This is a genomic window from Variovorax robiniae, from assembly GCF_037889955.1.
GTDB lineage: Bacteria > Pseudomonadota > Gammaproteobacteria > Burkholderiales > Burkholderiaceae_C > Variovorax > Variovorax robiniae.
The window spans coordinates 108,570-132,755 of the sequence record NZ_JBBKZS010000011.1 but is presented as its reverse complement, the minus strand read 5'-3'; the positions used below and the strand labels follow the sequence as shown (position 1 = coordinate 132,755).

Sequence of the window (24,186 nt, the reverse complement as noted above, 5' to 3'; positions counted from 1 at the left end):
GCGATGACACTTCCCTCTTCCCCCTCGCTGGTGCTCGACCTCGACGCCTTCGACCGCAACGTGACCAGCATGGCGCGCACCATCGTTCACGAGGGCGGCAAGCGCTGGCGTCCGCATGTGAAGGCGATCCGCGCACCTGATCTGGTGCATCAATTGATCGCCGCTGGCGCGAACGGCGTCACCTGTTCCACCGTGGGTGAAGCGCAGGTCATGGTGGACGCTGGCATCCGCGATGTACTGGTGGCCTCGCAGGTGGTGCACTCCAGCGACCTGGACCGGCTTGCGCAACTCAATCGCGACGCCAGCGTGATGTGCGCAGTCGACGCACCGGCCCACGTGCTGATGCTGGCGGCAGCAGCCAAGCGCCACGGCGTGCGCCTGCCGGTGCTGGTGGAAGTCGAAGTGGGCCTGGAGCGCGCCGGCACAGAGCCGGGCCAGGAGGCAGTGGCACTCGCACGCGGCGTGCATGCGCAACCCTCGCTCAAGTTCATGGGCTTCGTCGCATGGGAAGGCCATGTCACGCGGCTGCCGGACCCGGCCGCACGCCCCGAGGCCATCCGCAGCGCGGTGCGCCTGCTCACGTGCAGCGCGGACCTCGCGCGCGAGCAGGGCTTGCCGGTGCAGATCGTGAGTTGTGGCGGCACCGCCACGTTCCTCACCACGAGCTTTCTTTCCGGCGTGACCGAGATCCAGGCCGGTGGCGGCGTGTTCGGCGACCTGCGCACGCGCGAGACTTTGGGCGTTCCGATGGCATGCGCGCTCTGGCTGCACGCCACCGTGCTCGCACGTCCGACGCCGCAGCGCATCGTCTGCGACGCAGGCTGGAAGACCCTGCCCCACTACCCCGTCGCGCCGCGCGCCTCGGGTTTGTCCGAAGTGCTTCACATGGCGCCCGCCGCCGAGCATCTGACCTTGACGCTGGCCGACGGCGCCAGCCAGCCCGCCATCGGCGAACGCATCGTGTTCGAGCCCGGCTATGCCGATGCGATCACCTTCCTTCACCGGACGATGCACGCCACCCGCGAAGGCGGCGCGCCGTCGACCGTGCAGATCCCGGCGGCACGTTGATTGCAGCAACTATTTCTTCATCGACCCACCACAGGAGAAGCGACATGAGCTCTGACTTCGGCAGCAACAAGCGGGACTTCCTCAAGGGCACCGCCTTGCTCGGCGCGGCGGCCACGGGGCTGACGGCCGCGCTGGCGCCGCAGCAGGCGCTCGCGCAGACGCTGGACAGCGGCATCCGGCCCGAGTCCACACTGGCCAAGGTGCTCAAGAGCGGCGTGATGCGGGTGGGCTATGCGCAGACCGGCCCCTTCTTCTACAAGGTGGCCAAGACCGGCGAACTCGGCGGCATCTACTTCGACGCCGCCACCGAGCTGGCCAAGCAGATGAACGTGAAGGTGGAGTTCAAGGAAGTGACCTTCCAGAATGCCACCGTGGGCCTGCGCCGAGACGACTACGACGTGTTCGGCTCCGCCCTCACCTACACCATGGCGCGCGCCATGGCGGTGGACTACATCGGTCCGCTCTACGAGGTCGGCAGCCTGCTGATGGTGCACAAGGACAACGCCGGCCGCTTCAAGACGCTGGCCGATTTCAACGATCCGTCCGTCACCTTCTCGGTGGTCTCGGGCGGCAGCGAGGAGCCGCGCATCCCGATCCTCTTTCCGAAGGCCAAGCTCATCACCACCACCGGCCAGGCCGAGCTGGGCGCGGAGCCGGTGCGCGCCAAGAAGTCCGACGTGTGGATGAGCAGCCAGGTCGCGGTGCTGCTCATGGCCAAGCGCACCAACTGGGCCGTCGCCTTCGATCCCGAGCATCCCATCGACCGCCGCCCCAGCAGTTGGGCGGTGCGCTACGGCGACTACGAATGGAAGAACTTCCTCGACTTCTGGGCCGGCTTCATGCGCACCAATGGCGAGACGGACCGGCTCATGAAGCTGCACATGGACAGGATCGGCAACGCTTGAAGCCCGAGTTTTCCGGCACCGTGTCCGCCCTGCCCGCTGCGCAGCGCATCGAGAGCGACGCCATCGCGGCGGCGGCGACGCCATGCATCCGCGTGGTCGACCTGCACAAGCGCTTCGACGAGCTGGAGGTGCTCAAGGGCGTCTCCTTCGAGGTGCACCGCGGCACCGTGCTCAGCATGATCGGTGCCAGCGGCTCGGGCAAGAGCACGCTGCTTCGCTGCATCAACCGGCTGGAAGCGCCGACTGCGGGCGATGTGCTCTTCGAGGGGCAATCGCTGGTCCAGGCCAATGGCCGTGCCCTCGGCTACAACGAGATCAATCGCCTCCGCCGCGACCTGGGCATGGTGTTCCAGCAGTTCAACCTGTGGCCGCACATGACGGTGCTGCAGAACGTGATGGAGGCGCCGCGCCACGTGCGCAACATGGACAAGGCCAAGGCGCGCGAGGTGGCCGAGGCCTGCCTGCGACGCGTGCACCTGTGGGACAAGGCTGGCGCCTATCCGGCGCGCCTGTCGGGCGGGCAGCAGCAGCGCGTGGCGATCGCCCGCGCGCTGGCCATGCAGCCCAAGGTCATGCTGTTCGACGAGCCGACCTCCTCGCTCGACCCCGAGTTGACCGAGGAAGTGCTGGCCGTGATGCGCGAGCTGGCGCGGGACGGCACCACCATGATCGTGGTCACGCACGAGATGGGCTTCGCGCGCGAGGTGTCGGACCACGTCATGTTCCTGCACAACGGACTGGTCGAGGAACAGGGGCCGCCCGAGCGTGTGTTCGGTGCGCCGCAGTCCGAGCGGCTGCGGCAGTTCCTCAGCCGGACCAACGTGCAGCAAGGGAGCCGCGCTTGAGCGACAACCTGCGCGAGGTGTTCGACCTGACGTTGTTCGGGGAATACCGGGCGGTGCTGCTCAAGGGTTTGTGGATGAGCCTGGGCGTGTTCACGTCCTCGGCGGTGCTGGCCCTGGCGCTGGGCCTGGGCATCGCGCTGCTGCGTGTAGGCCGGCGTCCCTGGCTGCGCCGCTATGCGATCTTCCACACCGAAGTGGCACGCAATGCACCCGACTACATCATGATCGTCTGGGTCCACTTCGTGCTGCCGCTGCTCGTCGGCAAGGTGATCGGCCAGCGGCTGGAGTTCAACCCTTTCTACTCGGCGGTGATCGCGCTGGCCTTCGTCTACAGCGGCTACTTCGCCGAGACATTCCGGGCCGGCATCGAGGCCGTTCCGCGCGGCCACATCGAGGCCGGGCAGGCCTTGGGGATGAGCGCAAGGCGCATCACCTGGCGACTGGTGCTGCCGCAGGTGGTGCGGCGTATGTTGCCCGAATCGACCAACCAGTTCATCTCGATGTTCAAGGCCACCAGCATCGTGTCGCTGATCGCGGTGCCCGACCTCATGTACCAGGTGCAGATGGTGAGCGCGCAGGAGATGAAGCCGATGCCGCTCTACACCGGCGCCGCGCTGGTGTACTTCGTGATCGTGTTCTGCGCGGCGACGGCCCTGCAGTCCTTCTCCAGCCGCTGGCGCGCGAAGGTCTACGCATGAACAACTGGCAACGCATGGTCTGGGACCAGCGCGAGCTGTTCCTGCAAGGCTTCTCGGTCACGCTGCAGGTGTGCGGGGTGGCTTTCGTCTGCGCACTGGCGGGTGGGCTGCTGCTGGCCTTGCTGCGCGTGCGGGTCGCGCTGCTGCGGCCGCTGGTGATCTTCCTCATCGAGTTCTTCCGCGCGACGCCCGTACTGGTGCAACTGCTGTGGGTGAACTACGTGTGGCCCGAACTCTTCGGCTGGCCCAACACCTTCTTCACCGCGGCCTGCGTGGCACTGGCATTGCAATCCAGCGGCTACCTGGCCGAGACCTTCCGCGGCGCGCTGGAGGCCATCCCGCGCGGGCAATTCGAGGCGGCGGGGTCGCTCGGACTGTCACGCACGCGCACCTTCCTTCGCATCGTGCTGCCGCAGATGCTGCTGGATGCCGCGCCGTCCATCGGCAACCAGTTCACGGTGATCGTGAAGTCCTCGGCGCTGGTGTCTGTGATCGCGGTGCCGGACCTGATGTTCGAATCGCAGAAGCTGGTGAACCGCTGGTACGAGCCGATCGAGATTCTCACGGCCACCGCGGCGATCTACATCGGGTTCATCTTCCTGATGTCGTGGGGGCTTGCGCGGGTGGCGGGGGCGTTGCGGCGGCGGTTTGGGTTGGCCATGAACAACTGAAGGCAGGCGCCCGCAATCAATAGTTCGGGTCGGCATTCCTTGCTGTCGATCCCTTGAACCGAATCGCCGATGAGTCCACGGCATCGCGCAGCAAGAGCAGATCCATCGCAACGGCGACAAACTGCGCGCCGAGCGCAAGGCACCGTTCGGCGTACTCGGGATCGACCATCAGGATCCCTGCCGCGCGCTTGCAGGCCCGAATTCGCGCAATGGCGTCTTCAATTGCACTTCTCACCGCAGGATGCCCTGGTTCGCCGGGATACCCCATGCTCGCGGCGAGATCGGCGGGACCGATGAAGATGCCATCGATGCCGTCAACCGACGCAATGGCTTCGATCTGCTCCAGCGCATGGGGTGTCTCGACCTGAACCATCACGCACAACTCGTCGGCCGCTTCGCGCGCATAGCGCCTGTCTCGCCCGAAGTTCGATGCACGCGTCGAGCCACCCATGCCGCGGACGCCAAGGGGCGCATAGCGTGTCGCAGCCACGGCCGCTGCCGCCTCTTGTGCGTCCTGTACGAATGGCAGCAGCAAGCTTTGCGCCCCGATGTCCAGGTAGCGCTTGATCAAGACCGCATCGTTCCAGGCCGGCCTGACCACCGCCGAGGTACTTGGCACTCCAGCTGGCGGCGTTGCCGCAGCCAAAGCCTGGAGCTGATGAAACATCGTTGGCACGTCCGTGGGCGTGTGTTCGGTATCGAGCAGCACCCAGTCGAATCCCGCTCCGCCCACGAGTTCCGAAACCAGCGGCGAAGGCAAAGTCGACCAGAGACCGATTTGCACGCGGCCTTGTTGCAGCGCACGCTTGAAGTGATTGATCTGAGGCATTTGTTGGTGCAATTCGATGGTGTCGAGAGGTTGTGGGGCGGCGCTACGGCTTCGAGAACTTACTCGGGCTTGATACCTGCGTCCTTGACCACCTTGGTCCATTTCACCGTCTCTCCCCGGAGAAACCGACCGAACTCCTCCGGCGAATCGGCAACGACTTCCGCGCCCATCGCCACAAGTTTCTGATGAGTGTCGGGCGCCTTGAGGATCTCAACGAGCGTGCTGTTGAGCTTGCGCACGATCTCGGACGGCGTGCCTGCGGGTGCGAGCAAGCCCTGCCAACTGCCGGTGATGAAGCCGGGAACGCCGCTCTCGATGACCGTCGGCACATCCGGCGTCGCTTCCATGCGGCGGGCGCTTGCTGTTGCAAGCCCCTTGATCCTGCCGCTCTTGACCTGCGGCAGCGTGGCCAGCAAGCCATTGAGGATGACGTTCGCCTCGCCACCCGCGACAGCATTGATGCTGGCCGCGCCACCCTTGTACGGCACGATCAACATGTCCGTTCCCGTCTGCAGATTGAATTGGGCTGCGCCCAGGCGACTTGCGTTGCTTGCGGATGCGAAGTTGAGCTTGCCGGGGTTGGCCTTCGAGTAAGCGATCAACTCCTTGACGTTGTTGACTGGAAGGGACGGGTGGATGCCCAGCACGTGAGGAGAGAACACGATCATCGTGATCGGTGCGAAATCCTTGCGGGGGTCGTAGTTCAGCTTTGGATAGAGACTCGGGCCCATTGTCAACGTGCTCGTGTCGAGCAACAGCAGGGTGTAGCCGTCGGACGGCGACTTCGCGACGAGCTCGGCGCCGACGTTGCTGTCGGCACCGGGCTTGTTGTCCACGATCACCGGCTGGTTCCATCGCTTGGTCAGTTCCAGTCCGATGGTTCGCGCGAGGATGTCCGAGGTGCCGCCGGGCGCCGCCGGGACCACGAGGCGAATGGGTTTGGCCGGGTAACCGTCAGGTCCTTGCGCATTGGCTTGCAGACTGATTCCGGTCAGGGCGACGAGAAGCGTGGCAGCAGCCCCGCATCGGGTCTTCTTGCTTGCAAGGGAAAAGGAAGTGGCTTTCATGTGTCTCCTAACGCCGTCTCGGGGCAATTATGGTATCGGTGTCATTCATTGAAATGATATCGGTGTCATGACCATTGTCAAGTAGCACCTCGTGAAGTCTGCTGCGACTGTTTAGCTTCCTTGCGTCATCACGAAACAAAGCGCAGGTCCGTGCCGAGTCGAACTGCCCACGCATCCAGCACGGTGAGTACGTCTTGCGAAAAGACGATTCCATTGGCCAATTGCGCCTTCTTGTCCTTGAGGGCGCGCTCCCCCGGCAATCGGACGCCGTTGCCTCCAGTGGCTGGACGAGCGGTCCTGCATTGCTCGACCAGGGCGGTCGTGGCATCCAGGAATCCAGCCTTGCCAAGGCCGAAGTGAGCCGGATCCATGAGTTGCAGGAACACGCCCTGGGCGCCACGAACACGCGGCTGGTCACGCCCGAAGCCAGACAGCGCGAGCGCAAACGCATCCACGAGCAAGCCGAACGCAAACCCCTTGTAGCCAAAGTCCTCTCCTCCCAGTGGCATCAACGTGCCGGGAGGAGTCGCGCTGAGGACGTGCGGGTCATTGGAGGGACGTCCCTGGTTGTCGCGCACCCAGTTCCCGGGCAGCAGCATGCCCTGCGCTGCGTGCTGCGCCACCGCGCCATTGCTGACCAGGGTGGTGGTCTGGTCGATCAGGATGGGATCGCCGTGCGTGGGTATGCAAGCGGCAATCGGATTGGAGGTGATGACGGGATCGATGCCCCCTGGCGGCGCCATGGACGCCACGCCGGGATCGGTCACCATGAGCAACGCAAGCAGCTTTTGATCAGCGATGTCCTCGAGATAGGCCTGGAGCGCACCAATGTGCGAGCAGTTGGACAGCGTGACCGTCACGACCGGGTGCTGCGTCGATCGCTCCAGGGCCTGTGAAACCAGGCGCTCCATCGCCCATGCGCCCGGCAAGCGAGCACAGGTCCAACTGAAGTTTGCGCCGGAGTCGGACAGGACTTCGATCTCACCGGAGGTCGCGATGCGGCCATCACCCAGGCGTTCGAGGTAGATGGCAAGCTGTTGCAGGCCGTGCGTGCGATGCCCGAGCAGATCCGCCTCGATCATGCGCCGAGCGACTGCCATCGCCCTCTCCTTGTCCAGTCCCGCAGCGCAGAGCAACGCCTCTGCCTTGGCGCGCACTTCACCCGCTTCGAGTCGGACTTCGGGGAGATTGTTCATTGCGCCTTGATCCCTGCTTCGCGGATAAGCTTGCCCCATTTCTCCGACTCGGACGCGATCAGCTTGCGCATGCCCCCGGCATCGCGCGTGTCAGGTTCCCCGCCCAGGTCGACGATGCGAGCCTGGACGTCCTTCTGGCTCAGGATCTCGGACATGGCCGCGCTCACCCGCTGCATGACAGCCGCAGGCGTCTTCGCCGGCGCCATCAGGCCGAACCAGCCGATGACCTTGAAGTCGGGCTGTCCGGATTCGATGGCCGTAGGCACTTCCGGCAGCAACGGTGTGCGCGTTGCGCCGGTCACCACGATGGGCCGCAACGCCCCGCTCTTGATATGCGGGACGAGCACGGCAACGTTGTCGATGCCCGCCTGGAGCGTGCCACCCAGCAGATCCGGCATGAGTGCGCCCGTGCCCTTGTAGGGAACGTAGAGCATGTTGGTCTGGGTGTTCCGCTTGAGCATCTCCCAGGCCAGTTGCTGCCCCCCGCCCGGTGCAGAGGCCGCGTAGTTGATCTCTCCCGGATGGGCCTTCGCGTACGAGACCAGTTCAGGAAGGGTCTTCACGGGAAGCTTTGGATGGACGACCAGCACATAGGGTGTGGTGGCGACCATGCCGATGGGCACAAGGTCTCGCGCGGGATCAAAGGGCACCTTGGCGTAGAGCGACTGATAGGTTGCCAAGGTGCTGCTGGTGAACAGCAGGGTGTAGCCGTCGGGCAATGCCTTTGCGACGACGTCCGTGCCTATCATTCCACCGGCACCTGCCCGGTTGTCGACGATGAACGGCTGCCCAAGCTTCTCAGCGAGCTTGACCGCCATCACGCGTGCCAGCACGTCGGTCGTGCCGCCAGGTGGGAAGCCCACGACCAGCTTGACGGGCTTGTCGGGGTATCCCTGGGCCCACGCTGTTGCGAGCCCCATGGGTGCGATGAACAGCGTTGCTTTCGCAAGCTTCAGGAGATTCGTTCTCTGCATATCGTCCTCACTTCACAACGCGGATGGGTGTCTCTGTCGCTGACTTTGCGCTCGCTGGTCAAGCCAGCGTGTAGGCCGTCTTCACCGTGGTGAAGAATTCCTGCGCGTACTTGCCCTGCTCGCGCGGGCCGTAGCTCGAACCCTTGCGCCCGCCAAAGGGCACGTGATAGTCCACACCCGCCGTCGGCAGGTTGACCATCACCATGCCGGCCTGGCTGTGGCGCTTGAAGTGCGTCGCGTACTTGAGGCTCGTGGTCGCGATGCCGGCCGACAGGCCGAACTCGGTGTCGTTGGCCGTGGCCAAGGCCTCCTCGTAGTTCTTCACGCGGATCACGCTGGCGACCGGGCCGAAGATCTCTTCCTTGTTGATGCGCATCGACGCCACCGATTCGCTGAACAGCGCGGGCGACATGTAGTAGCCCTCGGTGCCCAGCTTCAGGCGCTCACCGCCCGCGGCCAGCGTCGCGCCTTCGCCCTTGCCGATGGCGATGTATTCCAGGTCCTGGTCCAGTTGCGACTGGCTCGACACCGGGCCGATGTCGGTGCCCGCGGCCAGTGCATCGCCCACCTTGATCTTCGCCATGCGCTCCTGCATCGCGGCGATGAACTTGGGGTAGATGCCTTCGGTCACGATCAGGCGGCTCGACGCGGTGCAGCGCTGGCCGGTCGAATAGAAGGCGCTCTGCACGCTGAGCTCGACGGCTTGCGCCAGGTCGGCGTCATCGAGGACGATCTGCGGGTTCTTGCCGCCCATCTCCAGTTGAACCTTCTTGTGGTTGGTCACGCACTGGATCGCGATGTTGCGGCCCACGCCCACCGAACCGGTGAAGCTGATCGCATGGATGCCGGGATGGTTCACCAGCGCGTTGCCGATGACGCTGCCACGGCCCATCACGAGGTTGAACACGCCGGCCGGGATGCCCGAGCGGCTGATGATCTCGGCCAGCGCCCACGAAGAGCCCGGCACCAGGTCGGCGGGCTTCAACACCACGCAGTTGCCGAAAGCCAGCGCGGGCGCGATCTTCCAGGCGGGAATCGCGATCGGGAAGTTCCATGGCGTGATCAGGCCGACGACACCGACTGGCTCGCGCGTGATCTCGACGCCGATGTTCGGGCGTACCGAGGGCAGCGTCTCGCCCGAGAGGCGCAGGCATTCACCGGCGAAGAACTTGAAGATCTGGCCGGCGCGCGTGGCTTCGCCGATGCCTTCGGCCTTGGTCTTGCCTTCTTCGCGCGAGAGCAGCGTGCCCAACTCTTCGCGCCGCGCGAGGATCTCGGTGCCGATCTTGTCGAGCGCGTCGCTGCGCGCCTGGATGCTGCCCGTGGCCCAGGCCGGGAAGGCGGCGGTGGCGGCGGCCACGGCGGCTTCGACGTGGGTGGCATCGCCCTGCGTGTACTCCCCGATGACGTCGGCGAGGTTGCCCGGATTGAGATTCGGCGAGGCGGTGAGCCCGGAGATCCATTCTCCGTTGACGAGGTTCTTGAATGCTTGCATCTGACGAATGAAGTTGATCAACAAACGGTTTCGGAAATGGGCGTCGCGAGCCTGCCGGTTCGGAAGAACTCATGCAGGTTCTCGATCATCAAATCGCCCATTGCATTGCGTGTCTCGTGCGTCGCTGTTCCGATGTGGGGCAACAAGACGACGTTGTCGAGACCTGTCAGTTGTTCGGGATGACAGGGTTCCTTCTCGAACACATCGAGGGCGGCGCCCGCGATGGTGCGAGCTTGCAGGGCTGTGATCAATGCCGCCTCGTCCACTGCTGAACCCCGCGACACATTGACCAGGTAGCCGCTCGACCCCAGCGCTTGCAAGACATCAGCCGAGACAAGATGTCGTGTGGCGCTTCCACCTGCCACTGCGACGACCAGGAAGTCCGCCCATTGCGCCAACTGCGCAAGGTCACTCATGTACTTGTACTTCACACCCTCGACCGGCCTGCGGTTGTGATAGCGGATGTCCATCGCGAAGCCGGCACCACGCGCAGCAATTGCGGCGCCGATGCGCCCCAGTCCGACGACACCGAGCCGCTTTCCGGATACGCGGGTGGCCAGGCGAAAAGACCCATGCATCCAATCGCCGCGGCGCATGAATCGGTCCGATTCGGTGATGCCACGTGCGATGTCGAGCAGCGCTCCCCAAGCCAGGTCGGCGACGCAGTCGTTGAGCACATCCGGTGTGTTGCTGACCTGGATGCCGAGTCGCCTGGCGGTGTGGAGGTCCAGCGAGTCATAGCCGACGCCAACGCTTGCAATCGCCTTCAATCCCGGAGCGGCGCACATCAGATCGCCGTGGACGCCTTTGCCGGCAGAAGTCGCCATCGCGGTGAATGTGCTGGCCTGCGACCTCAGGAAGGCCAACGGATCGTCCTGCTGCCACAGCGGAACCACCTCGAACTGTTGCGCCAGGCGCTGCTCGACCGAAGGAATCAATCGGCCATGCTGCAGGACACGGTGCTTCATCTGTGCATCGCCTTGGGTCATGCGTCTTCTCCGATCGTCAAGTCTTGGGCGCGAGCATGACTGCGCGCCATCGCGACACCTCCGACCTGACGAAACTGTCGAACTCCGCCGGCGTGCTGGTCTTGGCAACGAGGCCCCAGTCGCTGAATTTCGTTTTCGTTTCAGGCGTCTCCAGCGTCTTGCGCAAGGCCTGGTAGACACGGTTGACCACATCCTTGGGCGTGCCCGCCGGTGCGAACACGCCACCCCAACTGGATACTTCGTAGCCGGGAACGCCGCTTTCGGCCACGGTGGGCAAATCGGGGAACGCTTCAACGCGTGCGGAAGTCGTGACGGCCAAGGCGCGCAATGCGCCCGACTTGATGTGTGGCGCCACCGCCGAGACCGGATCGATCATCACGGACAGGCGGCCTCCGATGAGATCCGGATGTGCCTGGCTGCTGCCTTTGTAGGGCACCTCCAGCAGGTTCGGAAGCCCCGCCTTCTGCGCCAGCAGTCGCGTGGCGAGTTGCTGCGAACTGCCTTCGCCCGTGTGCCCGAACGACAACGCACCCGGATGTTCCTTTGCATAGCGAATCAGGTCCGCCATGCTCTTGATCGGCAGCTTCGGATCGACCACGACAACGAGTGGCGTGAGGTGCGTCTGGGATATCGCGACGAAGTCCTTGTTGACGTCGAAGGGCAGATGGTCCACCACCAAGGGCATCGTCGCCATGCTGGAGGCCGCCTGCAGCAAGGTGTAGCCGTCGGGGGCTGCGGACGCTACGGCTTGCGTGCCGATGATTTGCGATGCGCCAGGCTTGTTGTCCACGACAAAGATGGCATTCCATTCGGCGCCGACGGCCCTTGTCCAGGTGCGTGCGACAAGGTCGCTGGGGCCACCTGGCGCCGTTGGAACGATCAGCCGGATCGGCTGCGATGGCCACGCGGGAGCCGCGGCGCGCACGAGCGCGGGCAGCGCACCCAGGCCACTCAGGCAGGCACTTGCAAGGATGCCGCGCCGCAAATGAAAGTCGGATCTCTTCATGGGTGTCTCCAGTTGGATACGTTCAGTTCGACAAGAAGCGCCTGGTGGGCTCCGGGAGTCGCATACCGTGGCCCGAACGAGTGGGCATTCAACGTTTGCGCTTGATCAGTCCGCAGTCGCGCCGGACTTCTTGACGACGACCGCCCACTTGTCGATTTCCTGATCGATGAAGGCGGTGAATTCGCGTGGCCCCTTGGTCGCCGGTTGAAAGCCGCGGTCGATGAGGGCCTTGCGTGTCTCGGGGCGAGCAAGGGACGCCTGGATGTCTCGATCCAAGGCATTCACCACGTCCTGCGGCGTTTTCGCTGGCGCAAGGATGCCGAACCAGGAACCTGCCTCGAAGCCCTTCACACCCGCTTGCTCCATCGTCGGCACATCCGGCAGCGCAGGCGAGCGCACCGTGCTGGTGACGGCCAATGCACGCAACTTCCCGGACTGGATGTGCGGCAGCGCCGTGGGCAGGTTGTCGAACACGAGGTCCACCTGGCCTGCCAGCAAATCCGTCATGGCCGGCGCACTCCCCTTGTACGCGACGTGAGTCATCTGCAAGCCCGTCATGGACTTGAACATCTCGCCGGACAGGTGGATCGAGCTGCCCGCGCCGGAAGAGCCGAAGTTCAGGCCGTTGGGATGCTTCTTCCCATAGGCGATCAACTCCTGGACGTTCTTGACCGGCAAGGCGGCTGGCACCACCAACACGTTGGGCACCGTCGCCATCATGGTGATCGGCGTGAAGTCCCGCCGGATGTCATAGGGCATGCGCTTGTAGAGGCTGGCGTTGATCGCGTGCGTCCCGACCGCACCCAGCACGAGCGTGTACCCGTCCGCAGGTGATTTCGCCACGGCGTCCGCGCCGATGTTGCCGCCCGCACCCGGACGGTTGTCTACGAGCACAGGCTGGCCGAGAAGCTGGGCCAGGTCCTTGCCAATCAAGCGGGCAATGATGTCGCCGTTGCCTCCGGCCGCCATGGGCACCACGAGCTTCACGGGCTTCTGCGGATAGGTGTCGGCTGCGAGCGCCGCCAGGCTCGGCAAGGCTGCGGCGAAGGCCACCAACACAACGCGGCGGCTGTAGTTCATCCACATGCTTGTCTCCAGTATTGAGCGTCAACAGGCGGTTCAGCGCTTCAGGTCATAGACATGACGCTGCACCGCATGCTTGTTGATCCAGTCCCAGTCGTAGGTCACGCCCAATCCAGGACCCTCGGGCACCGGCACGGTCCCGGCTGCATCGATGCAGTCGATCTGGTCCGAATAGCCACAGGTGTAGACCGGAGGGATCACGTTCGGGCAGTCGGGGCCGACCAGCGCCACCTCGTAGTAGTTGGAGTTGCGGATGGCGCCCATCACATGCCGGTGGGCGGGCCCCACAGCATGGATCTCCACGTCCAGGCCGAAGGCCTCGGCCATGCGCGCGGTCTTGATGGCGCCGGTGATGCCCATGTCGTACTCCGGATCGACGCGCACGAAGTCGGTGCCGCCGGCCATGATGAAGTCGGCCTTGGGTTCCAGGCTGCGGACGTGCTCCCCGATCAGCAGCGGCGTCTTCAGCATCTCGCGCAGCTTCTTGTGCGAGAAGGCCGAGATGCCGGTGTCGCGATAGGGGTCCTCGTACCAGAAGTAGTTGGCTTCGTCGCAGGCCTTGCCGACGTACAGCGCGTCCGCGAAGGTCTTCAGGTCGCAGGCACCGTCGTACATCAGATCCATGTCATCACCGACGGCCTTGCGGGTCGCCAGGATGATCGAGGACTCGGCCTTCTTGTCGCCGTCGAACCAGCCGTGGATCTTGTAGCCCTTGTAACCCATCTCCCTGCACTGCACGGCAAACTGGCCGAAAGCCTCCGGGCTGTCGAGGCCGCCGGCATGGTCACCGTGGAAGGTGCTGGCATAGGCAGGCAGGCGCTTGCGGTAGCCGCCGAGCAGGCGCTGGATGGAGGCGTTCAGCCGCTTGCCTTCCAGGTCCCACAGCGCGATGTCGATGGGCGCATAGCCCATGTGGTCGAAGTGGTGCAGCAGGCGCTTGCAGTCGTCGTAGATGTCCTCGCGCATGGCCGGATCACGGCCCAGGACGTTGGGGGCCAGCATCATGCCCTGGGCCAGCGAAGGACGCTGCCCGCCCCACATGGTCACGTATTCGCCACGCGAGCCGTCGTCGGCTTCGATCACCACGGCGAACTTGCGCATCTTCATCTTGGCGCCCTTGCGGTAGGCGACGTGGTTGTGGGTGTGTTCCGTGTGGGCGGCGAGGTTCGTCACTTCGTACTCGAAGTCGATGAACTCGATGCGATTGATGGCGGTCATGGAGTCTCCAGAGGGGATGTGGGTTGAGAGATGAGTGAGAAGGTCGACGGTCGGCTCATTCCGCCTTGATGCCGGCGCTGTCGATGACTGCCTTCCAGCGCTTGGTTTCGCTTTCGAGCAGGGAGGCGAACTCCGCCGCCGAACTGGCCACGACTTCGAATCCGCTGGTGGCCAGCGTCTTCGCGACCGCCGGGTCCTTGAGTGCAGCGACCAGGGCGGGCTGCAGCTTTGCAAGGATCGCCGGCGGCAGGTTCTTGGGCGCGCCGATGCCTTGCCACGAATACACCTCCAGTCCCTGGACACCGGCTTCCTTCATGGTGGGGACGTCCTGGAGTTCCGGGATACGCTCGGTTGACGTGACGGCCAGCGCCTTGAGCTTGCCGGCCTTGATGTGCCCGGCCAACACGCCCACGTTGGAGATCAATACCTGGGAGTGCCCTGCCATGACGTCCGTGATCGCCGCTCCGCCCCCGCGATAGGCCACGTGGACACCGTCGGTACCGGTGCGCTGCCAGAACAGCACCGAGGTCAGGTGATCGGTGGAGCCGATGCCCGCGGATGCGAATGCCACCTTGCCGGGGTTCTTCTTCATGTAGGCCACGAGTTCGGCCACGGTGCTTACAGGAAGCGATGGCGACACGACCATGACGTTGGGCGTGCGCACCGCAAGGGTCAGCGGCGTCAGGTCCTTGCGCGGATCGAAGTTCATGCCCTTGAGCAAGGTGGGCGTGATGGCCCATGTGCCGACTGAACCAATGACGATGGCATAGCCGTCTGCCGGCGCTCGCGCCACCGCCTGCGCCCCCAGAGTGCCATTGGCGCCGGGCTTGTTGTCGAGCACGACCGGTTGCCCGAGCAGCTTCGACATGGGTGCCGATACCGCTCGCATCACCGCATCCGAGGATCCACCGGGTGGGAATGGCACAGTGGCAGTGATCGCCCGGTTGGGATACGGCTCGGCCGCGTTGGCTGTCCCGAGGCCGAATGAAGTTGCCAAGGCCAGCAATCCAACAGCCCAGACTTGATTCTTGATTTGCACGTGTGTCTCCTTCAATGGGGGTCAGCGAAGCTCGGAAAGCGACCGACGCAAGCGATTCAAGAGGAACTCGATCTCCGCGTGGTCGGTGGGTGTGAGCCGCGGGCCGGGGCTGCGCATGGCCGCGCACGAGATCGCGCCGCGCTGCCGCAGGATCTCCTTGCGTACGGCAACGCCCCACTGGGACTGGTTTTCGTAGCTCAGGAGCGGCAAGTAGCGGTCGAACAAGTCATTGGCCTGTTCGACCTTGCCCTGGACGTAAAGCTCGTAGACACCCGACAGCATCTCCGGATGCGAGAAGCCGGACATCGGGCCATCGACGCCGCGCCCCATTTCCAGCGGGAGGAACATGCCGTTGTTGCCGGTGAGGATGGCGATGCGCCGGCCCTGCCCTTCACGCAAGCGCGTGATCTTGGTGATGCTGGGCAGGTCCTCTTCCTTCAGCAGCCGGATCTGCGGATGCCTCTCCACCAAGGCGAGGATGGAGGACACCGACATCCATGTACCGCTGGAAAATGGGAAATCCTGCAACACGGTCGGCACATCGCCGATCTGCTGGAACACGGCGGCGAAGTAGCCGAACAGTTCCTCCTCCGTGCGCAGGCCGTTCGGCGGCGTGATCATGACGCCGGCGGCGCCGAGGTCCATCACTCGCGCCGTGAGATCGCGCAACTGGGCGATGCCCGGATTGCTGACGCCGACGATGACCGGCTTGCCCTGCGCGCGCTGGATGTATCGCCCCGCGACGGCAACGGACTCGTCCTGCGAGAGCTTGCCGGCCTCGCCGGCGACGCCGAGAACCGTCAGCCCGCTCGCGCCGTGCTGAAGGTAGAAATCGCACAGCGTGTCGACGCTGGCCAAGTCGATGGCGCCGTCCGCCGCGAACGGGGTCTGGGCCACCACGTAGAGCCCTTTTGCATGTTCAAGCATTGTCTTGTCGTTTCGGATGATATCGGTGTCATGAATTCTGACACCGATATCATTTCGAGTCAACAAGTTGGATGACCGGACTGCCTTGTCGGGGTTTCAGGCGCTGGCGCGCTCGACGATTTCGAAGCCCATGTCCGACACGCGCTTCGAGCGGCGACCGTCCAGTGCCTCGACCACCAGGGTTGCAGCACGTTCGCCGAGTTGCTCGTTGTCCACGTGAATCGTGGTCAACGCAGGGCTTGCGTCGGCAGCGAAATCCATGTCACCGAAGCCCATGACTGCCAACTGCTCCGGCACGCGCAGGCCGCGTGATTGCGCCTCCAGGATCACGCCCAGCGCCACCATGTCGGTGGTGCAAAAGACCGCATCGATTTTCGGATCCGCCAGCAGCAACTCGCCCAGGCCCGCGCGCCCATGGCCCATGCGCGTGGGTGGCGCAACCGCGTGAATCCGCGGCGCCGGCAGGCCCAGGCGCAGCAGTTCCGCAACGAAGCCCGCTTCGCGCGCCGCACTGCGCGGCTCCGTCGCGCTGATCATGGCAATGCGGCGATGCCCCTTCCCGTGCAGATAGGCCGCCGCTGCGCCACCGGCCGCCTCGTGCGAGAAGCCAACCAGCATGTCGATCGGAGAACGCGCCATGTCCCACATCTCCATGACAGGCAGGCCCGACGCCTTGAGCTTGCGCCGCGCTGCCGCAGACACAAAGGTGCCGGTCAGCACGATGCCATCAGGTCGGCGTGCCAGGACAGTGTCGATCTGCTCCTGCTCCTGCGCGACGCCATAGCCACGCTGGGAGAGCATCACGTGATAGCCCAATCGCTCGAAGGCCTGAGTCATCGCGCGCACAGCCGGAAGAAAGACCGAGCCCGCCCCGATGGTCGGGACGACGCAGGCGATCAACCGGCTACGTCGCGACTTCAGGCTGCCCGCGATGAAGTTCTGCACGTAGCCAAGCTTGGACGCCGCTTCCTGAACCTTGCGCCGCGTCGCCTCGGTCACCACGCTCGGGTTGCTGATGGCACGCGATGCCGTGATCTTGGATACACCAGCGGCCGTCGCGACATCCATCAGCGTCACACCTCGGGGGGAAGCGGATGGCGAACGGGCAACGCTTGAAGTGGAAGGCGGCATGGGAGGGCTTTTCTTTGGAGTCAGGGCCACAATATTAGCGCCTGGGCACCGTCAAAAGATACCGGTGTCATCGACGTAAGCACCAAGCGCCGCAACGCGCACGATTGCGGCCTTCGCGACTCGGGCAAGGCACCGCCCTCCCCCATGACTTGTTGCGTTTGTTCGCTGAATCTCGCGAGCAATCGAAAGGGTCAGTCGCCCGCTTCGAACAGCGCCCGCACGCCAGAGAGGTCATCCTGCACCGCAGCCGCGACATCGCCGAGCCCGAAGAAAGTCAGGTATTCCGGCACCTGCTGGATCAGCATCTCGAACCCCGGATAAGCCGCGACGCCGCGTGCATGACAGGCCCGCAGCAGCGGCGTCGGCTGGTTCTTCATGAGTATGTCAACCACGCAGGCATCGCTGTCGAGGCGTGCGACATCGAAGGCCGGCGGATCGCTCGCATTCAGGCCGAGCGGCGTGGCGTTGATGACCAGGTCGTAGCCCGCGGGGTCGGGCGTGGGAACGGCGACCACCTCGCAATCGAAGGCTGCGCGAAGTCCGTCCGCGATGCCGGTGGCGCGCTTCACGTCGCGTGCCGCCAGGGCGATGCGCCCGGCGCCCCGCGCCGCCAGCGTCGCGGCAATAGCGACACCCGCGCCACCCACGCCCACGATCAGCACGTTGCGCCCGGCCACCGGAACGCCCCAGAGGTCCAGCCCCTTGGCGAAGCCGATGCCATCGAACAGCGCGCCCTCGATCGACCCGTCGGCATTGCGGCGCACCGCATTCACGGCATTGGCCGCGCGCCCCATTGCATCGCAATGGTCGAGCATCTGCACCATCGCCGTCTTGTGCGGAATCGTCAGCCAGAGGCCGTCGATGTTGCCGGCCTTGAGCACCGAGCGCGCGAAGGAATCGAAGTCGGCCGGCGCCACGCGGGCCGGGACCAGCACCGCGTCGACGCCGTGTTGCTTGAAGAGGTGATTGAAGACCTGCGGCGCCCGAACCTGGGCCACCGGGTCGCCGAGGATCAGGAAGACGCGTGTGCTGCCACCGATTTTCATGAAAGCAAGGACCTGTAGAAGAAGGAGCTTGCAGTCTCGTGGGTGCGTTGGCACCGTACAAGACGTGCTGATCGATCAGCGCACGGGTTGCAACGATAGCTGCGTGTTTCGAGGGTTTCCCGGGCTCGTGTCGACCTCGCTACCTGCGGTGCACCCCTGGTCACCCCACCTGAATGGGCCTAGGATGACCGTCCTCCTGAAAGGCAAACCATGCTCGAAAGACGGACTGGCCTGGATGCTCCCTATGTCGAAGGCACCTGCACCTGGGTCATGGCCGATGGCGTTGGCGTGCTGACTTCGAGCAGCTTCGGAAGTTGCGTCGGACTGGCGCTGTATGGGCCGCGGCACCACCGAGGGGTGGTTGCACATTTCGCTGGAGAGTTGGGCCGCGACACTGAGAAGTCAGGTCGCTATGCCATGGAGATCCTGCGCGAGGCCTGTCCTGTACTCCGAGGCCCGTGGACCGGTTGGGTGTTCGGGGGCTCCAGCCTCAATCGAGGCTCCGACATCATCACGACGACCGGCGACAAGTTGACCAAACCGTTGATCGACGCCGTACGCAAGGCGCTGCACGGCAATCGCTACATCCCCATCAACGTGCTGCGCAACGCAGCGGAACAGCGTGCCCCGGAAACCCAGGCGGGGAAGTATCCGTATCACTCGGCGGTCGCATTGGACGTGGCGACCGGCAAGATCACTTACCCCAGAGTCGCAAACCTGGCCACCGAGGGAGGGTCCGAGAAGGTCGTCGTCACGAAGCAGCGAAGGAAGAGCGGTAACTTTTAGCCCGACACCACGCCGGATACCGATGTGCCACATCACTTTGCCAGTTTCGCGTCGAGATCCGGGCGCCTAGAATTCCTGTGCGCGCCCATGCCTCTTTGACAGTCATCTCTCCGTCACCTTGAACAAGGAGCATTCCATGCCCTTCCCCGTGACCCCTAACATGACCGCGAAGCAGTTCCACGAGGCCATCATCGAGCCGTATTTCCCGCAACTGATCAGCGGCACGATCAAGTACCAGCTCAAAGGGATGGACAAGACCGAGACCAAGCCCGAGTGGGTGCGCCTGGGCGAGGTCTACGCTTCCATCGGTGCATTCCTGACCCGGCGTGCAGCGGTCCGCAAGGCCTGGGAGTCCCTCGAGGCATCGATCCGGGAAAACCTCGGCGTGCTCCCCGACGGCAGCGACGTGGTGCAGAAGTTGACGGGTAGCCAGAAGGCTCTCACCACCGCCTTGCAGGCCTTCGAAACCCGCTCCTCATTCAACAATCCGGGCGTGTTCAACTTCGACATCCGGGAGCAGGTGCAGGAGGACGAGTCGAACAAGCCCGCCACCGTGCTGAAAACTGTAAAAGGTCCGACCGCGGTCGCTTTGCCCAAGAAGGCGCCGATCGTGACCGGTCAGAACCTGGATGGACAGGACTTCAACAAGATCCTGCTGGCGCACGGCTACCAGTTCAAGGACGTCGGCGCGGGCGCTGCGCATGGCGAGTTCTCCCACCGCCTGCAGTGGTACGCGATCGGCAATGCCGCCAAGGATGAGGTGGACCTGAAGGGATTGAGCCTGCTCGAGGTGTTCAGGAGCATGGGCGATTGGAAGTGGCCCAAGAGCTGGGTGATGACGGGCAACTTCCACCTCTACATCTGGGAATCCCTGTTCGACAACTTCAAGTCCGAAAGGCAGGCCAACAGCCAGACTTATCCTACGATCGCGTGGACCAGCAACACCTTCTGCTGCCCTGAGATCGTCAACGATGCGTTGATCTCCACGATCGGGCTGGGCGGCCAGGAGGCGAACATTCAATCGCTGTATTGCCTGCGCACCCTCGTTGGCGCCCGGTTCGCCAAGCGCAACGCCAGCACCTTCGACTTGATTCAGTACCAGAATAAAAAGGTCGGCCAGTTGGCAAATGCTTCTCTGGGCTCGGCCACAGCAGGCAAGAACGACGCCGCCCTGCTGCTCTGGAAGGGCGTCTGAACGCCGGGCTGCGCACGGCCTGTCGCGCCAGCGGGCTTGTCACGGCGGCGAGCTTGCCAAGTCGTGAAGATTTGAAGCCGGATCGACGCTCGCTCAAGGCTTCTTGCCGAACTCCTCCGTCTCCGCCGTCCACGACAGCGCCTGCTCGCTGAGGCTGAAACCCAGCCCCGGCCGGTCCGACACATGCATGCGCCCATCCTTCAAGTGCATCTGCTCGTTGAACATCGGGCCCAGCCATTCGAAGTGTTCGAGCCATGGTTCGATCGGATACGCCGCTGCCAGGTGCAGATGGATCTCCATCGCAAAGTGCGGCGCGAGCTTGCGGCCCTTGAAGGCGCCGAGCGACATGATCTGCAGGAAGGGCGTGATGCCACCGACGCGCGGTGCATCGGGCTGGATGAAGTCGCTGCCCTCCCCCATGATGAGTTGCGCATGCTCGCCAAAGCTGGTGAGCATTTCGCCGGTGGCGATCGCCGTGTCGAAGCGCTCCGCGAGTTGGGCGTGGCCTTCGAAGTCATAGGCGTCCAGCGGCTCCTCGATCCAGGTCAGGTCGAACTCCTCGAAGGCGCGGCAGGCGCGCGTGGCCTTCTGGCGATCCCATTGCTGGTTGGCGTCGACCATCAACGGGAACGAATTGCCCAGTTGCTTGCGCACGGCTGCGACGCGCTCGATGTCGATGGCCAGGTCGGGCTGGCCGACCTTGAGCTTGATGCCACCGATGCCGCTCTGCCTCGAAATCTCGACGTTCTTCAGCACCTGGTCCAGGGGCGTGTGCAGGTAGCCGCCCGAGGTGTTGTAGCACTGCACCGAGTCGCGCTCGGCGCCCAGCAGCTTGGCCAGCGGCAGGTTCGCGCGCCGGGCCTTCAGGTCCCACAACGCGATGTCGAAAGGGGCGATCGCCTGCGTCGTGAGGCCGCTGCGGCCCATGCTTGCGCCGGCCCACAAAAGCTTGGTGAACAGGCGCGAGATGTCGTTGGGGTCTTCGCCGATCAGGTGGGGCGCAAGCTCCTTGGCATGCGCGTACATGCCCGGGCCACCCGCGCGCTTCGAGTAGCCGAAGCCGATGCCGCTGTGGCCATCGCGCGTCGAGATCTCCGCGAAGATGAAGGCGATCTCGGTCAGCGGTTTCTGGCGCCCGGTCAGAACCTTGGCATCGCTGACCGGCGTGGCCAGCGGCAGGAACACCAGCGACAGCTTGATGTGCGCGATGCGGTCTCCGGTCTCGGCGGCGGTGCGCGCGTCGGCGCCGATCTTGGCGTAGGAAACGATATTGGATTCAACGGCACCCATGGTGATGGACTTTCTGTCTTGAAGAGTGGAAAACGATCAGTCGAGCTTGATGCCGGCGGTCTGCACGACCTTGGACCAGCGGGCGATTTCATCCGCGACGAACTTGGTGAAGTCCGGCGACTTCGATGCGAGCACGACGAAGCCGTTGGCTTCCATCTTGGCGCGCACTGCCGGGTCGCTAAAGGCCGCGACCATGGCCGCCTCGAGCTTGTCGACGATGGGCTTCGGCGTGCCCTTGGGTGCGGACAGGCCGGTCCATGACACGGCGCTGAAGCCCGGGTAGCCGGACTCGGCCACTGTCGGCACGTCGGGGTACAGCGGGTTGCGCTTCTCGCTCGTCACGACCAGCGCACGCAGCTTGCCGGCCTTGATGAAGGGTTGCACCACGTCCTGGTTGGTGAACATGCCGGGGATCTGGTTGGCGACCACATCGTTGAGCGCGGGCGCGCCGCCCTTGTACGGGATGCCCACCATGTCGAGGCCGGCCACCTGCTTCAGGTATTCGGTGGTGACGTGGCCCGACGAGGCGTTGACCTGGCCGTAGCTGAACTTGCCGGGGTTCGCCTTGACCCACGCGATGAACTCCTTGAAGGTCTTCGCCGGGAACTCGGGGTTCACCACCAGCACGTTGGGGCCGGCGGCCAGTTCGGAGATGTGGACGAAGTCCTTGTTCGAGTCGTAGGGCGGCTTGGGCGTGAAGCCGTGGATGATGGCGTTGCTGCCGATGCCCGTCAGCAGCAGCGTGTAGCCGTCCGGCGGCGCCTTGGCCACCTGGTCGGTGCCGATCGCACCGCCCGCCCCGCCCTTGTTGTCGACCACGAAGGGCTGCTTGAGTTGCTTGCTCAGGCCTTCGGCGATGAGCCGGCCCATGATGTCGCTCGTCCCGCCGGCCGGGAACGGCACGATGATCTTCACGGGCTTGTTGGGGTAGTCGGCCTGGGCAAACGCTGCCATCGGCAATGCGGTCGCGAAGGCCAGTGCGACGGCGAGGAAGTTGCGCTTTTTCATGACGGGGTGTCTCCTTGGATGCGAATGGATGGGTGTGCGGTCATTGAATCGGGATCGTCCTGCGCGAGCCATGCAGGGTGTCCCCTAGGGCGGCTGCGGTGTCCCGCCCCGTGGGACAAATCAATCCGATATTCCTAAAGGCCACGGCACGAACTCATTGAGCCCCACGCCCAGCGCCTCGCTCTTCGTCGGCTCGCCGGACGCATGGCGCAGGATCTGTTCGAAGATGGCGCGGCCCATCTGGTCGATGGTGGCCTCGCCGTCGATCACGACGCCGCAGTTGATGTCCATGTCGTTGGACATGCGTGCATACATCGGCGTGTTGCTCGCAAGCTTGATCGTGGGCGCCGGCACCGAGCCGAAGCAGGAGCCGCGGCCGGTGGTGAAGCAGATCAGGTTGGCGCCGCCTGCGATCTGGCCGGTGGCGGACACCGGGTCGTAGCCGGGCGTGTCCATGAAGACGAGGCCGTGTTGCGTCACGGGCTCAGCGTATTCGTAGACCTCCATCAGCGGCGCATTGCCGCCCTTCTTCGCACCGCCCAGCGATTTCTCCAGCACGTTGGCGAGTCCACCCGCGTTGTTGCCGGGGCTCACGCGGCCGTTGATCTGCGTGTCGCGGCCTTCGTTGTAGCGCAGCCACCAGTCGATGCGAGCGACCAGCTTCCTGCCGACCTCGGGCGTCACGGCGCGTGCGGTCAGCGTGTGCTCCACACCGAAGATCTCCGACGTCTCCGACAGCATCGCCGTGCCGCCATGCTCGATGAGGATTTCCATCGCGCGCCCCAACGCAGGATTCGCCGACAGGCCGGAGAAGCCATCGGAACCGCCGCACTGCAACCCGATGCTGATGTGCTCGGCCGACACCGGCTCGCGCCGCACATCGTTGGCGGCGGCGAGCATGCTGCGCACCTGCTCGATGCCCGCGGCGATGGCCTTCTTCGTGCCGCCCGCCTGCTGGATGACGAGGGTCTGCAACATCGGGCCCCGCACCAGCTTCTGGTGTGCGAGGAATTCGTCGAGGCCGTTGTGCTCCTCGCCCAACGCGATGACCAGTGCGGCCGCGGTGTTGGGGTGCCGGATGTAGCCGCCGATGGTCCGGCGCAGCAGTTCCATCGGCTCGCCGCTGCGCTCCATGCCGGCGCCCTGCTCGTGCACATACGGCACCACGCCATCGATGTTCGGAAAGGCAGCGAGTTCGTCCTCGTCGAAGAAGCTGGCGATCTTGCGCGCCACGGTTGCCGCGCCGTGGCTCACGATGAACACGCCGATGTAGTTGCGTGTCGCGACCCGCCCATCGGCGCGAACGATGCCCTGGAAGCGCGCCCGCTCGTCCGAGGGCAACAGCTTCGTCGGCACATAGTCGAGGCCGTGGCGGTAGTCCTTCACCAGGTCTCCGAACGCGATGTTGTGGCTGTGCATCCAGGTGCCCGGCGGCAGGTCTTCGGAGGCGAAGCCGATCACGGTGTTGTACTTGAGCACCGGTTCGCCCTTGGCGATGAAGCGGGCCGCTAGCTTGTGGCCCGCCGGCACGGGTTGCAGCGTGGTCACGCCTTCGCTCGGCACCGCGACGCCGGCGGGCACCTCGATGCGGGCGACGACGACGTTGTCCTTGGCATCGAGGCGGATGAAGGGGTTGCGCTGGACGGCCTCCGAAGGCTTCACGGTCGAAGCGATGGTCGGGACGATGGCGGCGGTGGTCGATGTGCTCATGTGTCTTGTC

General features: G+C 64.5%; 23 protein-coding genes. 7 read left to right on the top strand and 16 right to left on the bottom strand.

Annotated features, from left to right (window positions below; translation table 11 throughout):
- The first annotated feature begins 3 nt into the window (after nt 1–3).
- From WKW79_RS23495 to WKW79_RS23475, 5 genes are all read left to right on the top strand, one after another.
- Nucleotides 4–1,068, top strand: coding sequence for an alanine racemase (locus tag WKW79_RS23495; protein ID WP_340337622.1), 1,065 nt, complete (start codon nt 4–6; stop codon nt 1,066–1,068).
- A gap of 44 nt (nt 1,069–1,112) precedes the next feature.
- On the top strand, nt 1,113–1,973 hold the full coding sequence (locus WKW79_RS23490; RefSeq protein ID WP_340337621.1) for a transporter substrate-binding domain-containing protein: 861 nt from the start codon (nt 1,113–1,115) through the stop codon (nt 1,971–1,973).
- Between the two features lie 62 nt (nt 1,974–2,035).
- A complete protein-coding gene (locus WKW79_RS23485) occupies nt 2,036–2,818 on the top strand; it encodes an amino acid ABC transporter ATP-binding protein (RefSeq protein WP_340337706.1) in 783 nt (260 codons plus the stop codon).
- Nucleotides 2,815–3,516: an amino acid ABC transporter permease gene (locus tag WKW79_RS23480; RefSeq protein ID WP_340337620.1), complete on the top strand. Its 702-nt coding sequence runs from the start codon at nt 2,815–2,817 to the stop codon at nt 3,514–3,516. Before WKW79_RS23485 ends, WKW79_RS23480 begins: the two co-directional genes overlap by 4 nt.
- Nucleotides 3,513–4,187 carry an amino acid ABC transporter permease gene (locus tag WKW79_RS23475; protein ID WP_340337619.1) on the top strand — a complete coding sequence of 225 codons (675 nt, stop codon included), beginning with the start codon at nt 3,513–3,515 and terminating at the stop codon, nt 4,185–4,187. The genes WKW79_RS23480 and WKW79_RS23475 overlap by 4 nt, the downstream gene beginning before the upstream one ends.
- Nucleotides 4,188–4,203: 16 nt before the next feature.
- Here the strand turns inward: WKW79_RS23475 and WKW79_RS23470 are convergent, their stop codons facing one another.
- The 13 genes from WKW79_RS23470 to WKW79_RS23410 all read right to left on the bottom strand — a co-directional run bounded on the left by WKW79_RS23470 (nt 4,204) and on the right by WKW79_RS23410 (nt 18,187).
- Entirely contained in the window at nt 4,204–5,016 is an 813-nt protein-coding gene (locus tag WKW79_RS23470; RefSeq protein WP_340337618.1) for an HpcH/HpaI aldolase family protein, read from the bottom strand.
- Between the two features lie 59 nt (nt 5,017–5,075).
- The gene (locus WKW79_RS23465; protein WP_340337617.1) at nt 5,076–6,110 is read right to left on the bottom strand and encodes a Bug family tripartite tricarboxylate transporter substrate binding protein; all 1,035 of its coding nucleotides are present in this window, start codon (nt 6,108–6,110) and stop codon (nt 5,076–5,078) included.
- Nucleotides 6,111–6,211: 101 nt separating this feature from the next.
- Nucleotides 6,212–7,240, bottom strand: coding sequence for an Ldh family oxidoreductase (locus WKW79_RS23460; protein ID WP_340337616.1), 1,029 nt, complete (start codon nt 7,238–7,240; stop codon nt 6,212–6,214).
- Between the two features lie 35 nt (nt 7,241–7,275).
- Nucleotides 7,276–8,253, bottom strand: coding sequence for a Bug family tripartite tricarboxylate transporter substrate binding protein (locus tag WKW79_RS23455; protein ID WP_340337615.1), 978 nt, complete (start codon nt 8,251–8,253; stop codon nt 7,276–7,278).
- 58 nt (nt 8,254–8,311) lie between these two features.
- The gene (locus tag WKW79_RS23450) at nt 8,312–9,748 is read right to left on the bottom strand and encodes an aldehyde dehydrogenase family protein (protein WP_340337614.1); all 1,437 of its coding nucleotides are present in this window, start codon (nt 9,746–9,748) and stop codon (nt 8,312–8,314) included.
- A 17-nt stretch (nt 9,749–9,765) separates the two neighbouring features.
- The gene (locus WKW79_RS23445) at nt 9,766–10,716 is read right to left on the bottom strand and encodes a 2-hydroxyacid dehydrogenase (RefSeq protein ID WP_422823951.1); all 951 of its coding nucleotides are present in this window, start codon (nt 10,714–10,716) and stop codon (nt 9,766–9,768) included.
- A gap of 37 nt (nt 10,717–10,753) precedes the next feature.
- A complete protein-coding gene (locus WKW79_RS23440; RefSeq protein WP_340337612.1) occupies nt 10,754–11,743 on the bottom strand; it encodes a Bug family tripartite tricarboxylate transporter substrate binding protein in 990 nt (329 codons plus the stop codon).
- Nucleotides 11,744–11,848: 105 nt separating this feature from the next.
- Complete coding sequence (locus tag WKW79_RS23435) at nt 11,849–12,829, bottom strand: tripartite tricarboxylate transporter substrate binding protein (RefSeq protein WP_340337611.1); 981 nt, start codon at nt 12,827–12,829, stop codon at nt 11,849–11,851.
- A gap of 33 nt (nt 12,830–12,862) precedes the next feature.
- Nucleotides 12,863–14,044: an enolase C-terminal domain-like protein gene (locus tag WKW79_RS23430; protein WP_340337610.1), complete on the bottom strand. Its 1,182-nt coding sequence runs from the start codon at nt 14,042–14,044 to the stop codon at nt 12,863–12,865.
- 55 nt (nt 14,045–14,099) lie between these two features.
- Complete coding sequence (locus WKW79_RS23425; protein ID WP_340337609.1) at nt 14,100–15,083, bottom strand: Bug family tripartite tricarboxylate transporter substrate binding protein; 984 nt, start codon at nt 15,081–15,083, stop codon at nt 14,100–14,102.
- Between the two features lie 21 nt (nt 15,084–15,104).
- The gene (locus WKW79_RS23420) at nt 15,105–16,010 is read right to left on the bottom strand and encodes a dihydrodipicolinate synthase family protein (RefSeq protein ID WP_340337608.1); all 906 of its coding nucleotides are present in this window, start codon (nt 16,008–16,010) and stop codon (nt 15,105–15,107) included.
- A 96-nt stretch (nt 16,011–16,106) separates the two neighbouring features.
- The gene (locus tag WKW79_RS23415) at nt 16,107–17,078 is read right to left on the bottom strand and encodes a LacI family DNA-binding transcriptional regulator (protein WP_340337607.1); all 972 of its coding nucleotides are present in this window, start codon (nt 17,076–17,078) and stop codon (nt 16,107–16,109) included.
- 254 nt (nt 17,079–17,332) lie between these two features.
- Nucleotides 17,333–18,187, bottom strand: coding sequence for a shikimate dehydrogenase family protein (locus tag WKW79_RS23410; RefSeq protein ID WP_340337606.1), 855 nt, complete (start codon nt 18,185–18,187; stop codon nt 17,333–17,335).
- A 210-nt stretch (nt 18,188–18,397) separates the two neighbouring features.
- Between WKW79_RS23410 and WKW79_RS23405 the strand changes: the two genes are divergently transcribed.
- Both WKW79_RS23405 and WKW79_RS23400 read left to right on the top strand, forming a co-directional pair.
- Nucleotides 18,398–18,973 (top strand): hypothetical protein, encoded by a 576-nt coding sequence (locus WKW79_RS23405; protein WP_340337605.1) that lies wholly within the window; start codon nt 18,398–18,400, stop codon nt 18,971–18,973.
- Between the two features lie 136 nt (nt 18,974–19,109).
- Nucleotides 19,110–20,168, top strand: a complete 1,059-nt coding sequence (locus WKW79_RS23400; RefSeq protein WP_340337604.1) for a LirA/MavJ family T4SS effector — start codon at nt 19,110–19,112, stop codon at nt 20,166–20,168.
- 93 nt (nt 20,169–20,261) lie between these two features.
- Here WKW79_RS23400 and WKW79_RS23395 read toward each other — a convergent pair whose 3' ends face one another.
- The 3 genes from WKW79_RS23395 to WKW79_RS23385 form a co-directional block, all read right to left on the bottom strand.
- Nucleotides 20,262–21,458 (bottom strand): L-talarate/galactarate dehydratase, encoded by a 1,197-nt coding sequence (locus tag WKW79_RS23395; protein WP_340337603.1) that lies wholly within the window; start codon nt 21,456–21,458, stop codon nt 20,262–20,264.
- Between the two features lie 36 nt (nt 21,459–21,494).
- Complete coding sequence (locus WKW79_RS23390; protein ID WP_340337602.1) at nt 21,495–22,466, bottom strand: Bug family tripartite tricarboxylate transporter substrate binding protein; 972 nt, start codon at nt 22,464–22,466, stop codon at nt 21,495–21,497.
- Between the two features lie 120 nt (nt 22,467–22,586).
- A complete protein-coding gene (locus WKW79_RS23385) occupies nt 22,587–24,176 on the bottom strand; it encodes a UxaA family hydrolase (protein ID WP_340337601.1) in 1,590 nt (529 codons plus the stop codon).
- Between the last annotated feature and the right edge of the window lie 10 nt (nt 24,177–24,186).